The 364-nt window shown below is 59.1% G+C and carries 1 pseudogene; it reads right to left on the bottom strand.

What is annotated here, in order from left to right:
* Window positions 1–140, bottom strand: a pseudogene (locus tag EOD29_RS30790) (NAD(P)-dependent oxidoreductase); the annotation flags it as partial.
* Window positions 141–364 lie beyond the last annotated feature (224 nt).

Here is a 364-nt window from a genome sequence, read left to right as displayed (position 1 = left end):
GCGATGAGATTGGTGACGCCGGGGCTGTCCAGAGGCACGAGATCGAGGTTGTGAACCTCGTAGCCTGCATTGACGAGCCATGGCACGGCATGGCGACCTGCCTTGCCGGAACCGCCTGTGAACAGAATCCGCTTTTTCATGGAAATGTCCTCCGCATCATGAAACCGGAGGCATAGTTAGACGCTTCCGCGCGAAGAGCAAGCGAGCGTTCTGCGAGGTATTTCACCCCGCCGCGCCAGGAGCACCCTATCCGGGAGCACCTGGCCGATCATTTCCGATCACCGCAGAACCCTGCGATGCTCGGCAAAGGTCGTCACTTGACGACACTTACCTCGCCAATCTGCACGACGGCAGACTGAACAAC

Source organism: Mesorhizobium sp. M1A.T.Ca.IN.004.03.1.1, from assembly GCF_003997555.1.
GTDB lineage: Bacteria > Pseudomonadota > Alphaproteobacteria > Rhizobiales > Rhizobiaceae > Mesorhizobium.
The sequence above is the reverse complement of the archived record's forward strand: the minus strand, read 5'-3'. Positions and strand labels throughout refer to the sequence as shown.